Origin of the sequence: Fulvivirga ulvae (genome assembly GCF_021389975.1) — a bacterium.
Lineage (GTDB): Bacteria > Bacteroidota > Bacteroidia > Cytophagales > Cyclobacteriaceae > Fulvivirga > Fulvivirga ulvae.
Map to the genome: position 1 here is coordinate 471,919 of NZ_CP089981.1, position 11,779 is coordinate 483,697.

Below are 11,779 nucleotides of genomic sequence, written 5' to 3' on the forward strand. Positions count from 1 at the left end.
ATGGATGTATCCCTTCAAAATCTGGCAAAGAGATATAATAAAGAGTGGATATTCAAGGGACTTAGCTACGAACTGAAAACCGGGGAAAGCTACGCGCTGACAGGTTCAAACGGCAGTGGAAAGTCCACATTATTACAAATTATATCAGGATATCACCTGCCTTCCGCAGGTAATATAATATATAAGGGCCAAGGCGGACTGATAGCTCAGGAAGAGGTATTTCAGCATATTTCTATTGCAACACCTTACATGGAGCTTATTGAGGAGTTTACCCTTAAAGAACATCTTGATTTTCACTTCAAATTCAGAAAGATGAGAGAGGGCTTTACCATTGACAAGATCATGGAAAGCTGCCTTTTATTGGGCGCAAGAAATAAATACATCAAAAATTTTTCATCCGGTATGAAGCAGAGGCTAAAACTTGCACTTTCCTTTTACACCGAAAGTGACCTTGTATTGCTTGATGAACCGACTTCGAACCTGGATAGGCAGGGTACTGACTGGTACCAGGAAAGGATGAGACAATTAAGGAAGACTAATGCCACTATTCTTATTGCATCAAATCAAGAATATGAATACGAGGAATTTTGTATGCAATACATTGATATGCTGAAATATAAGTATTAGGGGTTACCATTCTTTACCTGTATATATTTATCCAAAATTGGAATAATATTATCAAAATATTCATTATTTTAGCCGGATGTTTGAATAACAAAATAAAAAATTTTTATCTTTCAAACTCATAATTTTAGTATTGTAAACTTAGTATTAATGAAAAATCTAACCTACTTATTTAGTGCAGTTATTCTGCTAGTGGTATTAACAACAATAGGTTGTAAAAAAGATGATGATCCAGGACTTTCGGAAGAGGAGCAACAATTAGAAGCATTAGCGGGAACTTGGGTTGCCACTACTGTTAATGACGGTGTTCAAGACAGGCAAGACTATGACGGTTTTACCCTTACCATCAATAAGGAATTAACCTACTCAACAGCAGGTGGACCTGATCTGCTCCCAATGCCTGAAGCCTCAGATTTTGTTTTTGGTACTAATGTAAAAAGCAGTATAGTTATTAACCCTTCAGATGCTAATATAGCTGCTACATACTCTATAGCTGCTGACGGATCAACACTAACCGTATCATTTACTTATAGCGGTAATGGTTTTGACAACACAAGAACTAACAGTGTAAACGGAAGCTGGACATTTACTTTCTCAAAACAGTAAGAAAGAACTTTATAATCATAAAAAAGCGACCTTTGAAATTCAAAGGTCGCTTTTTTATGATTGATCCATACTCCGGATACTATTTTAACTCAATTACGCTAATACCTGCCCCACCTCTTTCCACATGTTCATCATTAATTGAGGCCACTAATCCCGAATCCTTCAAGTAGTTCCTGATCAGGTCACGTAACACACCATTGCCCTTACCATGTAGTATCCTGATCTCCGGCATATTGAAAAGTAGGGCATCATCAATAAACTTGTCAACAAGCCCCAAAACCTCTTCAGCCCGTTTCCCTCTTACATCTAACGTAGAGCTGAACTCAGCAAGCTTCTGGTTCAGGTTCATTCCTGATGAGCTCCTTGCCGGATTTTTCTTAGCCTGCTTTGCCATACCCTTCGAAATTTTCTCCAGCCGTTTGATCTTAACCATAGTCTTCAGGTCGCCCACCAACACCTCTGCATCTTTACCCCTGATATCAAGTACTTCACCCACTACATCCTTATCAGTAATTCTCACATGGTCTCCTACTTCTACCTTTCCGGGAATTACCTTAAGCTTCATGTGCTCTTCAATAATTTCCTCCGGACTCACCCGTTCCTTCAACTGACCTAATCTTTCTCTTACCCTTTTAGTTTCTTTTTTCTCCGCTTTATTTTCACGGATATGCCTTATTGTTTTCTCTATCTCCTTGTTGGTACTTGATAATATTTGAGCGGCCTCTTTCTTTGCAGAATCAATAATTTCCTTTTTCCGATTTTCTAACTGATTATAAAGCTGGTCATACTTGTTTTTGAGATTCTTAACAAACTGCTCTGTCTCCCGTGCTTCCCTTTCCCTACGAATAATTTCCTGTTCTTGTCGCTCCAGCTTAAGGATAAGGTCGTCCACATTCATGGATTTGCTTCCGGCCACACCTCTGGCATATTCAATGATCTGGGGCGGTAAACCTATTTTCTTAGCAATCTCCAATGAAAAGGAGCTACCGGGTTTACCAATTTCAAGTTCATATAATGGCTCCAGGTTTTGCATATCAAACTTCATAGCACCATTCGCTACGCCTTCCTTCTGACCTGCATAGTGCTTTATATTGCTATAGTGTGTAGTAATAACACCATTACTTTGTTCCTCTACAAGTTTGTCAAGTATAGCTTCGGCTATAGCTCCTCCAAAATGGGGGTCAGTACCTGTACCAAATTCATCTATGAGGCAAAGTGTCTTTCTATCCGTATGCTTCAAAAAGAACCTCATATTGGTCAGGTGGGAGCTATAAGTACTCAGGTCATTTTCAATGGACTGCTCATCCCCTATGTCTATAAAAATGTTTTCAAATATTCCTGCCACTGACCCTTCACCTAACGGCACCAGTAAGCCACTTTGTAACATATACTGGATTAATCCAACTGTTTTAAGACAAACAGATTTACCTCCTGCATTTGGCCCTGAAATGATGATCACCCTTTGCCCGTCTTCCAAACCGATATCCAAAGGCACTACTTTTCGACCTGTTTTTTCATAGGCAAGGAACAATAACGGGTGCCGCGCCTTTCTCCATTTCATGTTCCTGTCATTGTTAACCTCCGGCATCAGGGCCTGCATCTCAATAGCTAAGCGTGCCTTTGCCCTAATGAAGTCGATCAAAGATAAGAATTGATATGCCTTTCTGATATCTTCAAGGTTCTCCCGCAAAAGGTCGGTAAGCGCAGTCAGAATTCGAATAACTTCCCGCTTTTCGGCACTTTCAAGTTCTCTTATTTCATTGTTCCCCTCCAACACCTCCGCAGGTTCCAAAAAAACTGTTTGTCCTGTCGATGACTCGTCGTGCACAAAACCTTTTATCCTTCTTTTATATTCAGCAATAATAGGTATTACCATTCTCCCATCCCTGATAGTCATGGAAGCTCCTTCCGGCACATAGCCGTCTTTAACAGCATTTTTATAAATACTATTGAGTGTCCTCCTGACCTGGGCATGCTTAGACTTCAGTTGTTGTCTCACTTCAGCCAGCTTCTCACTTGCCGAATCCTTCACATAGCCATTTTCATCAATCTTTTCACTGATTTTTTTGCATATACTTTCATCAAACTGCACCATACCGGTGAGCATATGTAGCTGTGGAAACTCCTGCGAACGCTTACGCAAAAACCGGTCGCAAGACAGGATCGTCTGCAACGACCTGTTGATGTTCAGAAACTCCTCTTCCAAAAGAAACATTCCTTCGGTTTTAGATCTCTCAAGGGCCGATGAAACATCAAGAAAATAATTTGAGGGAAATGGTTCGCTCGCCACCAGTATCTTCATAAACTCCTCTGTTTGCAAGAGCAGCTTTCTGATGTGGTCCGGGTTATTGCCCAGGGCTATCTTGTCAACAATACCTGCCCCCAGGTTGGAGAGGCATTTTTCCTTTAATAACAGTCTTATTTTATCAAAGCCTAGCTTGGCCTCTATATCTTTTGGGTAAAGCATTATTTTCCTTCTTCCTTCGTATCTTTTTTCTCTTCTTTCTCTTTCCCGCCTCTCTCATCACGGACCTCTTCTTTTTCTCTCTGCTCCTTCAATCGCTGCTCGCGTAGGTTGAGGCTGTCCAGCAAAATGCTGTAAATCTCTTCCAGTTGCCTGGGGTGATTATAATAGTAAGTCATACTACGGTGATAAGCTGAGTCGGTTACCTGATGCTGGTTAAAAAGTTCGCCTTCATACACTTTAAATATTGCCATGGAAGAGTCTCTGCTTAACCTCAGATTATTCACCCTGCTTTCTCCGATGTAGATATCGATCAGCAGAGGTATCATTTTCTCTTTGGGCAAGAGGTCTTTTGGTACCTTATCTTCTTTTGAACATGCTACCACTAGCAGGACATAACATATTATCAATATTTTCGTTTTCATTGGAGCCATTTTATAAGGGCATCATGTATTATTCAATACAAAAAGCTTCTGTTTTTAAAATTTTAATATTACAATGCAGGTTTTACGTGCATATTATTATCGGGGTTATACTTTTGAAGTATTCGATCATCCATTAATAAGGTAAATATTCCTGTCAAGGAAATCATTTTTTCATGAAAGGAATATTCATCAACTTTGTTATAATTTTATAGCCAAAATTGAGCCAATGAAGGATCTCTTAAAAAAGCTACGAAAATACGAAATACAAATCAGAAAGGCTATTAACAGCCAGATGCAAGGGGACTTTCATTCAATTTTTAAAGGGTCGGGTCTGGAATTTGACGATGTGAGATCATACCAATATGGGGATGATATCCGTACAATTGACTGGAACGTAAGCGCAAAAGGCCATGGTACTTTTGTAAAAACCTTTAAGGAAGAGAAAGAACAAACCATCTTTTTTATCCTGGATGTAAGCGGATCTCAGGAGATAGGAAGCAAGGGAAGGCAAAAGATGGATATTGGAAAAGAAATCTGCGGTGTACTCTCCCTCTCTGCAGCAAAAGAGGGCAGCAAAGTAGGCTTAATATGCTTTTCTGACCGGAAGGAGAAATATATAAAACCAAGAAAGGGGCCTCAGCTTGCCTATGAGATTGTACATACCCTTGTACACCTTAAGCCCCAATCTCAACAGACTGATCTCAGCAAAGCTATCCTGTTCACGCTCAACACCATCAAACGTCGAAGTGTGATCGTATTTATTTCTGATTTCATCGATGAGGGTTACCACCACAACCTCAAAGGACTGGCAAAAAAACATGACCTTGTTATGGTGAGGATTACAGATAAGCGGGAGACAAAGCTTCCAAAGCTGGGCATAATTCCCATCTATGAAAAGGAGAGTAAAGAAACGATATGGGTCAATACTTCCTTTGGCAATTTCAGGTCAAGAATTAAAGAAAACTATGCTGAGAATGAGGAGTATCTCACTAAATTCGCAAAGCGTCATCAAATCAACTTTGTGACGATTGATACGGAAGAAGACTATGTTCCTAAACTTCTGAAACTATTTAAAATAAGAAATAAAACTTTAAAGAGTGTATAAAGGAATAGTAAGAGGCCTTCTACCGGTTTTATTTTTTGTTGCATTCAATGCTAAGGCTCAGCAAATTAAACCGCAGGGGCAGTTTTTAAGTGATAGTATTAAAATCGGAGTACCGATAGGGTATTCTCTTTCAGTCAAATATCCCAGAGGTATGGACATTGTGTTCCCGGACTCTCTGTATAATTATGCCCCTTATGAGTTAGACCATAAGCGGTATTTCCCGACGCAATCAGACAGTACACATAGCTATGACAGCGCCGTGTATTACCTCACTTCTTTCGAAATAGATAGTGTACAGCAACTTAAGCTGCCTGTATTTGTACTTCATGGAAAGGACAGCACTGCGGTTTATCCTGAAACGGATGCCGTTATTCTGCAACAGTTGGTTGCGGAAATCCCGGACTCTGTAGCTGTAGAGGCTATGCCCTTAAAGGAAAATACCACATACAAAAGCGTACGGACCCACTTCAACTACCCTTATTTCATTATCGGAGCAGCCATTCTGATTATTCTTGTTATTCTTTTCTTCGTGATATTTGGAGGCAGATTAAGGAAGCATTTCAAGCTCAGAAGGCTGAAAAGGATACATGAGAAATTTATAGAAAAGTACGACGCACTGGTACTAGATGATAAAGAGACAGAAAAAAATAAGGCAGAAAAAGTATTGCTGCTATGGAAAAGGTACCTCGAAAAACTTGAGTCAAAGCCGTATACTCAGTTGACAACAAAAGAAATTATTCAGTTTTATAAACCTGAAAATATAGCAGAGTCATTGAAAGCCCTGGACAGGGTCATTTATGGAAACTTAGGGGTAAACGGTGAGATTATGATGCAATACACTGCGCTTAAAAAATACTCTCAGGAGAAATTTATGGCTAAAGTAGAGGAGGTAAAGCATGGATGAGCAAACCAATTTTCAGAATCCCTGGTATAGCCTTGAATGGTTTTCTCCCGGTATTTTCAAAAACTTCACCTGGGAGCATAAGATTTTTCTATATACTTTAATACTGATCCCTTTATTTATTGCAGGAAGATGGATACTCCGATATTACCTGAATCAAAAGCTTCCGATTGCACTGACTAAAAGCCAGATAAAATCAAATCCAACCAACCTGGTAAGACTTATTCCTGACATACTGCTGATACTCCTTACGGCCCTTGTGATAGTGGCCCTGGCCAGGCCTCAGAAAACAAATGAAAAAACAGTGCAATGGACCGAAGGTATTGATATTATGCTGGTGATAGACATATCGCAATCCATGCAGATACAGGACTTTAAACCTAACAGGCTGGAGTCTGCCAAGGAAAAGGCGATGGACTTTATTAATGGCCGCTTTCAGGACAGGATCGGCATTGTAATATTTTCAGGAGATGCATATTCCCTTTCTCCTTTAACAACTGACTACGACCTGTTAAAGTCTTCTATTGAAGATGTTCACTTTGAAATGATTGATAATCGCGGCACTGCAATTGGCAGTGCACTAGCTGTAGCTACAAACCGTATGCGGGAATCCGAATCAAAATCCAAGGTAATAATACTGCTTAGTGACGGGGACAACACCGCTGGCAATATTGACCCCATAACCGCCGCAAAACTGGCTTCTGCCTACGATATTAAGATTTACACCATCGCCATCGGTAAGGAAGGGAAGGTACCTTATGGCAAAGATTTTTTTGGCAGGCCAAGAATGGTAGATAATACCCTGGACGAAACAACACTTAGGGAAATTGCCGATATCGGTGAAGGTCAGTTTTTTCGGGTTTCTGATAATGAAGCCCTTGAAAAAGTATTTAAGATCATCGATCAGTATGAAAAGGCGGAAATCAAAGAAACGAGGTATAAAGACACTACTGACTTTTATATTAACTATCTGAATTGGGCAGTTTGTATCTTTTTACTATGGTTGCTGTTGAAGTCTACTTTCATCTCAAATGTATTACAGGATTAGGACAACACTCCCAAGGCGAAGGCTCGCTCTGCCAGGCTTAATACCATAAATTATCCTGATTCTTACCAGTTATAAACAAACATCCTGATTCCGAAGGCAATTAAGGCAAGGCCTACAGCTACATTGAGGATTGTGAAAAGCCTTGGCGTGATCAATGCGCGCAGCTTGCCGGCGAGGTAAGCTTTAAGCACATCGGTAATAAAAACGATGATCATAATAATGCCAAAAAAAACAATGAGTGTTTCGTCAGAATAGCCATACTCTATGGTAGCCATACTCATGGCTCCCAGCCAAAAGAGTAGTACAAACGGGCTTATGCCATTAATAATGAACCCTTTAAAAATATACCTGAAGAACCCTTTGGCTGAGACAGAACGGTGGACAACTGCTGTCTTTCTCCTGGACTTAAACAGAGATACTATTCCAAATACAATAAGAATAACACCTCCGACATAACCTATCCACTCGTTGTACTCCGAGTTTTTAATAACCTTTGAAAGGCCAAAATATGCCAGACTAATATATACCAGATCACTAAAGAATATACCTATTGCAACGAGTATAGCCTTATCGAAACCCTTTTCTATGCTGGTTTGGAGTAACGTAAAAAACACCGGACCAATCAGGATGGCCAGCACAAGACCGAATATTAATCCATTAACAACAACCATTACTCAGACAGATGCTTGATGAAGTTTTTCCAATCTTCATACTGAGCACTCTTCATCACTCTTGGAAACTTATTTTGTCCGCCTACCTTACCCTTGGATTCCATCCACTTATAAAAAGCACTAATCGGAAGTACATCAACAAATACCTCCTTCAGTGCTGCACTACGCTCCACAGCATAATCGTCATTAAGCTCTTTCAAGTATTTATCCAGTTTTTTACGTATCAGCGCCGGATCTACGTTACCATCGGTCCCAATGTACCAGTGATGCGCAAAGAGGGTGTTATGCGGAACGCCTGCCACGGTAAATTCCGGTATGGCAATATTCAGATCGTCCCCTACCATCTCAATAGCTTTGTTCATATTATCAACAGACATATGCTCGCCACACAGGCTCAGGAAGTGCTTGGTACGTCCGGTGATAATTATTTCGGAATCTTCTTTTGACGTAAATTTCACCACATCGCCAATAATATACCTCCAGGCCCCGGCACATGAAGAGAGCAAAAGCGCATACTCTTTCCCCTCCTCTACTTCATCAATCATCAGGGTTTCAGCATTTTCCAGGATATCTCCATTTTCATCAAAGTTTTTATCATCGAAAGGCACAAATTCGTAAAAAATACCATTGTTCAGTACCAATCGCATTGAGCGATGATTTGGCTTCGACTGGAAGGCGATGAAGCCTTCGGACGCAAGGTAAGTTTCTATATAGTAGATCTCCTTGCCCAGTAGTTTTTGAAACCCCTTCCTATAAGGATCGAAGGAAACACCACCATGAACATATACCATCAGGTCAGGCCATATTTCATGAATATTGGAAACCTGATGATATTCAAGTATCTTCTCCATCAATATCTGGATCCAGGCTGGCACACCTACTATTATGCTGATATTCCATTCCCTGGCCTTTTTTGCAATTTCATTCAGCTTTTCATCCCAGTCTTTAGTTTTGGCTATTCTTTTTCCCGGTTTATAAAAATGCTGGAACCAAAAGGGCAACTGTGCTGCCTGTATACCACTTAGGTCGCCTTCAAAATAGCTTCCTCTGTTGTTGAGTTGAGTACTGCCTCCTAACATCAGTATGCCTCCCTGAAAAAAGTTGGAGGGCAAGTCATATTTACTCAAAGAAAGTATTTGCCTGATGCTCGTTTTCTGGATAGCACGCTTCATATCCTTGGTTATAGGCAGATACTTTGAAGATGCCTCAGAAGTGCCTGAGCTTAATGCAAAATACTTAACATTCCCAGGCCAGCATACATTTCTCTTTCCCTGCTTCGAAATGTGCCACCAATCCTTATATATTTTATTATAGTTATGGATGGGAATCTGTTCCTTAAACAACCGAAAAAAGGCTTTTTGATCATCCTTTTTATAGGCATTGAGAATACCTCCGAAAGAATAGTGTTTCCCGAAAGCAGTCTGACTCGCAGTAATCAGTAGTTTCTTTAATTCTTGTTTTTGTATATCGAAAGGGTTGGAATATTCCTGCTCCAAACTTTCCCTTATCCTTATCCCCTTCTTCAATAAAGTACCTAAAATAGGCATATGCTCTCAGTTAAAATTTCTTACTTTGTTACACACAAATATTGACCCGATATTAAAATTATAAAATGGATATCAAAAACAATATTAAGAAAATTCAGGATTTTTTATCAGGAAAGCCAGCCCGATTAGTGGCCGTCAGCAAAACTAAACCTGCTGATATAATAAAAAAAGCCTATGAAGAAGGCCTCCGCATATTTGGTGAAAATAAAGTCCAGGAGCTCTCAGAAAAATATGAGATCCTGCCTAAAGATATAGAATGGCATATGATAGGCCATTTGCAAAGAAATAAAGTAAAGTATATAGCTCCCTTTGTGGCCCTGATCCACTCGGTAGACAGCCTGCGCCTGCTGATGGAGATCAATAAGCAGGCTCATAAGTATGAACGTACTATAAATTGCCTGTTACAGGTCCATATTGCTGAAGAAGATACCAAGTTTGGCCTGTCAGAAGAAGAACTAAAAGAAATGCTTATCTCAAAAGAGCTTGAAGCCCTGAAAAATATCCGTATCGTAGGTGTGATGGGCATGGCAACTTTTACAGAAAATCAGGATCAGGTACGCAGAGAATTCAGGGCTTTGAAGAATATATTCGATCAGGTGGCTGAGATGGAAACGGCTGACAATGTTTCTATAAAGGAACTTTCTATGGGCATGAGCGGAGACTATGAAATTGCCCTGGAAGAAGGCAGCACTTTGGTAAGGGTGGGCAGTGCCATATTTGGAGAGAGAAATTACGCTTAAATGAATAGAAACATATTAATATTAGCAGGAATATTAGGAGCACTGTCAGTAGCTATAGGCGCTTTCGGAGCCCATGGACTAAAACCATTATTGATAGACAATGGCAGGGTAGAAACCTTCGAAACAGCCGTGAAATATCAGTTCTACCACACTCTGGCTATCTTTGGTCTTGGAATATTGATGTTAAAATATCCAAATAAGCAATTTAAATATGCCACCTTTTGCATGGTTTTGGGTATACTCGTTTTCAGCGGATCATTGTATATACTTTGCCTGACTAACCTTACCGTGCTGGGAGCCATTACACCTATAGGAGGTGTTATGTTCATTTTAGGCTGGATCTTTATGGCTATGGGCGCAAAGAAAACTTTTTAAGCACTATGAGGCATCTATTCCAATATCAATGTACCTGCATATCCATAGTATGTGGATATACTTCCACCCCTTAGGCAACCCGTAATCACCATGTGCAGGTATTAACTTGTACTACGGGTACTGGCATAGTATTCTCACTGGTTTAAGGTGAAATTTATTCATCTAAACCAACAAGTAAAATGAGACATTTAAAAATACTATTGACCACTTTATGTATTGCGACCATATCCCTGTCTCCATCTTATAGTCAGGATCTGGTAGCAATGGATGAAAGATTAGATACAAGCTTCGAAAAATATGAAACTTTCGGATGGACGTCGAGCGCCAAAAGTGCCAGTGCTGAGGACTTCCTCAATGATGTTGCACTAAAAAGTGCTATAAGGGATGCTATCAAATATGAACTCGATGTACGTGGATATGATATGGCCGGCGCTAACCCTGACCTTCTTATAAATTTTAAGGTTTTTGAAAAACCCACCCAATTTCAAGGCTATACCGGCCATGAAGAGGTTCTTGGCAATGACGAAGTAAGGGAAGAGGAAGATTTCAGGACCTATAATTTAAAAGAAGGCACCCTGCTCATTCAAATGCTGGACAAAGAGAAAGGGACTATTGTATGGCAAGGTTATGCCTCCGGCATTATAGATGACGATGATATGTTTGACAGAGATCCTGTAAAGATTAAAGATGCTGTCGAGCAAATATTCAACAGATTTGAGTACAAAGCCGGAAAGTAATTTATAGAGTTAAATTTGAAACAGAAAAAAGACACTTTAAACGTTGTTTAAAGTGTCTTTTTCTTTATTCTATTCCATATCAATTACTACCGGTATCCCCTTCCTTCTGAGGTAATACATTAGTAGTAATGGTCAATCTGTTATTTGGATTGGTAGCATTGCTAATAATAGTTATTACCTTATTCTGCATACCTAGCTTTCCTGTACTGTTAAACTTAATGGTCATACTTGACTCCTGTCCGGGAGCTATAGGATCTCTTGGCCAGTCAGATGCAGTACATCCACATGTTACCTGAACATTGGTGATGATTAGTGGCTCATTACCAGTATTCTCAAAGGTAAACACATGCTCTACTTTATCTCCCTGATGAATGTCGCCAAAATCAAACTTCGTTTCTTCAAAAGTCATTACAGGGCCATTTGCATTTTCCTTGGTTGCCGACTCTTGTGCTAACGCATTGAAAATCACAAATATACCGAAAATAGATACCAAAAGAGTTTTCATAAAATATTGATTTAATGTATTGCAAATATAA

13 protein-coding genes are annotated in these 11,779 nt (G+C 39.8%); 8 read left to right on the forward strand and 5 right to left on the reverse strand.

Annotated elements, in window-relative coordinates:
• Positions 1-627, forward strand: coding sequence for an ABC transporter ATP-binding protein (locus tag LVD17_RS02040; protein ID WP_233764443.1), 627 nt, complete (start codon positions 1-3; stop codon positions 625-627).
• Positions 628-774: 147 nt separating this feature from the next.
• Complete coding sequence (locus LVD17_RS02045; protein ID WP_233764444.1) at positions 775-1,230, forward strand: hypothetical protein; 456 nt, start codon at positions 775-777, stop codon at positions 1,228-1,230.
• Between the two features lie 79 nt (positions 1,231-1,309).
• Here the strand turns inward: LVD17_RS02045 and LVD17_RS02050 are convergent, their stop codons facing one another.
• Together LVD17_RS02050 and LVD17_RS02055 are read right to left on the reverse strand one after the other, a co-directional pair.
• On the reverse strand, positions 1,310-3,697 hold the full coding sequence (locus tag LVD17_RS02050; protein ID WP_233764445.1) for an endonuclease MutS2: 2,388 nt from the start codon (positions 3,695-3,697) through the stop codon (positions 1,310-1,312).
• Positions 3,697-4,119, reverse strand: coding sequence for a DUF4296 domain-containing protein (locus LVD17_RS02055; protein ID WP_233764446.1), 423 nt, complete (start codon positions 4,117-4,119; stop codon positions 3,697-3,699). Before LVD17_RS02055 ends, LVD17_RS02050 begins: the two co-directional genes overlap by 1 nt.
• A 226-nt stretch (positions 4,120-4,345) precedes the next feature.
• On the opposite strand from LVD17_RS02055, the gene LVD17_RS02060 reads away from it, so the two are divergent.
• Genes LVD17_RS02060 through LVD17_RS02070 form a run of 3 tightly spaced genes read left to right on the forward strand, consistent with a single transcriptional unit; the run spans position 4,346 to position 7,173 of the window.
• Positions 4,346-5,224 carry a DUF58 domain-containing protein gene (locus LVD17_RS02060; protein ID WP_233764447.1) on the forward strand — a complete coding sequence of 293 codons (879 nt, stop codon included), beginning with the start codon at positions 4,346-4,348 and terminating at the stop codon, positions 5,222-5,224.
• Positions 5,217-6,128, forward strand: a complete 912-nt coding sequence (locus tag LVD17_RS02065) for a hypothetical protein (protein ID WP_233764448.1) — start codon at positions 5,217-5,219, stop codon at positions 6,126-6,128. Before LVD17_RS02060 ends, LVD17_RS02065 begins: the two co-directional genes overlap by 8 nt.
• Positions 6,121-7,173, forward strand: coding sequence for a vWA domain-containing protein (locus LVD17_RS02070; RefSeq protein WP_233764449.1), 1,053 nt, complete (start codon positions 6,121-6,123; stop codon positions 7,171-7,173). The genes LVD17_RS02065 and LVD17_RS02070 overlap by 8 nt, the downstream gene beginning before the upstream one ends.
• A gap of 62 nt (positions 7,174-7,235) precedes the next feature.
• On the opposite strand, the gene LVD17_RS02075 is transcribed toward LVD17_RS02070, so the two are convergent.
• Together LVD17_RS02075 and LVD17_RS02080 are read right to left on the reverse strand one after the other, a co-directional pair.
• The gene (locus LVD17_RS02075; protein ID WP_233764450.1) at positions 7,236-7,844 is read right to left on the reverse strand and encodes a LysE family translocator; all 609 of its coding nucleotides are present in this window, start codon (positions 7,842-7,844) and stop codon (positions 7,236-7,238) included.
• Positions 7,844-9,391, reverse strand: coding sequence for a GH3 family acyl-acid amido synthetase (locus tag LVD17_RS02080; protein WP_233764451.1), 1,548 nt, complete (start codon positions 9,389-9,391; stop codon positions 7,844-7,846). Before LVD17_RS02080 ends, LVD17_RS02075 begins: the two co-directional genes overlap by 1 nt.
• Before the next feature lie 65 nt (positions 9,392-9,456).
• Between LVD17_RS02080 and LVD17_RS02085 the strand changes: the two genes are divergently transcribed.
• The 3 genes from LVD17_RS02085 to LVD17_RS02095 all read left to right on the forward strand — a co-directional run bounded on the left by LVD17_RS02085 (position 9,457) and on the right by LVD17_RS02095 (position 11,243).
• Complete coding sequence (locus LVD17_RS02085) at positions 9,457-10,131, forward strand: YggS family pyridoxal phosphate-dependent enzyme (RefSeq protein ID WP_233764453.1); 675 nt, start codon at positions 9,457-9,459, stop codon at positions 10,129-10,131.
• Positions 10,132-10,506 carry a DUF423 domain-containing protein gene (locus LVD17_RS02090; RefSeq protein WP_233764455.1) on the forward strand — a complete coding sequence of 125 codons (375 nt, stop codon included), beginning with the start codon at positions 10,132-10,134 and terminating at the stop codon, positions 10,504-10,506. It abuts the gene before it with no gap.
• 179 nt (positions 10,507-10,685) lie between these two features.
• Positions 10,686-11,243 carry a DUF4136 domain-containing protein gene (locus tag LVD17_RS02095; protein ID WP_233764456.1) on the forward strand — a complete coding sequence of 186 codons (558 nt, stop codon included), beginning with the start codon at positions 10,686-10,688 and terminating at the stop codon, positions 11,241-11,243.
• A gap of 79 nt (positions 11,244-11,322) precedes the next feature.
• Here the strand turns inward: LVD17_RS02095 and LVD17_RS02100 are convergent, their stop codons facing one another.
• The gene (locus LVD17_RS02100) at positions 11,323-11,748 is read right to left on the reverse strand and encodes a DUF1573 domain-containing protein (protein ID WP_233764457.1); all 426 of its coding nucleotides are present in this window, start codon (positions 11,746-11,748) and stop codon (positions 11,323-11,325) included.
• Between the last annotated feature and the right edge of the window lie 31 nt (positions 11,749-11,779).

What these genes read in the sequence shown, in the direction of transcription:
- LVD17_RS02040 (WP_233764443.1), top strand. Translation starts at nt 1, where the DNA reads ATGGATGTATCCCTTCAAAATCTGGCAAAGAGATATAATAAAGAGTGG.
- LVD17_RS02045 (WP_233764444.1), top strand. Translation starts at nt 775, where the DNA reads ATGAAAAATCTAACCTACTTATTTAGTGCAGTTATTCTGCTAGTGGTA.
- LVD17_RS02050 (WP_233764445.1), bottom strand. Translation starts at nt 3,697, where the DNA reads ATGCTTTACCCAAAAGATATAGAGGCCAAGCTAGGCTTTGATAAAATA.
- LVD17_RS02055 (WP_233764446.1), bottom strand. Translation starts at nt 4,119, where the DNA reads ATGAAAACGAAAATATTGATAATATGTTATGTCCTGCTAGTGGTAGCA.
- LVD17_RS02060 (WP_233764447.1), top strand. Translation starts at nt 4,346, where the DNA reads ATGAAGGATCTCTTAAAAAAGCTACGAAAATACGAAATACAAATCAGA.
- LVD17_RS02070 (WP_233764449.1), top strand. Translation starts at nt 6,121, where the DNA reads ATGGATGAGCAAACCAATTTTCAGAATCCCTGGTATAGCCTTGAATGG.
- LVD17_RS02075 (WP_233764450.1), bottom strand. Translation starts at nt 7,844, where the DNA reads ATGGTTGTTGTTAATGGATTAATATTCGGTCTTGTGCTGGCCATCCTG.
- LVD17_RS02080 (WP_233764451.1), bottom strand. Translation starts at nt 9,391, where the DNA reads ATGCCTATTTTAGGTACTTTATTGAAGAAGGGGATAAGGATAAGGGAA.
- LVD17_RS02085 (WP_233764453.1), top strand. Translation starts at nt 9,457, where the DNA reads ATGGATATCAAAAACAATATTAAGAAAATTCAGGATTTTTTATCAGGA.
- LVD17_RS02090 (WP_233764455.1), top strand. Translation starts at nt 10,132, where the DNA reads ATGAATAGAAACATATTAATATTAGCAGGAATATTAGGAGCACTGTCA.
- LVD17_RS02095 (WP_233764456.1), top strand. Translation starts at nt 10,686, where the DNA reads ATGAGACATTTAAAAATACTATTGACCACTTTATGTATTGCGACCATA.
- LVD17_RS02100 (WP_233764457.1), bottom strand. Translation starts at nt 11,748, where the DNA reads ATGAAAACTCTTTTGGTATCTATTTTCGGTATATTTGTGATTTTCAAT.